Origin of the sequence: Haemophilus sputorum CCUG 13788, assembly GCF_000238795.1 — a bacterium.
Classification (GTDB): domain Bacteria; phylum Pseudomonadota; class Gammaproteobacteria; order Enterobacterales; family Pasteurellaceae; genus Haemophilus_A; species Haemophilus_A sputorum.
The window spans coordinates 1-259 of record NZ_AFNK01000034.1 but is presented as its reverse complement, the minus strand read 5'-3'; the positions used below and the strand labels follow the sequence as shown (position 1 = coordinate 259).

Here is a 259-nt window from a genome sequence, read left to right as displayed (position 1 = left end):
GGTTTTCCTTGTCAGCCATTTTCTTATGCAGGAAAAAAATTAGGGTTAGATGATATTCGAGGAACACTTGTGTTTGAAATGATACGAGCTATTAGAGAAGTGAAGCCTAAAGTCTTTCTTGCTGAAAATGTGAAGGGGTTAGAAAACGATAATAATGGAAAAACTCTATCAACAATCATAGAGTTTATTGAAGAGTCAGGATATACAATTGTTGAAAATAACGTATATAAAATGATGATGTATCAAGTGCCACAAAAAA

At 32.4% G+C, this 259-nt stretch carries 1 protein-coding gene; it reads left to right on the top strand.

The window, feature by feature from the left end:
• The coding region (locus tag HSP_RS10915; protein ID WP_010129260.1) for a DNA cytosine methyltransferase at window positions 1-259 on the top strand (259 nt) is incomplete at both ends.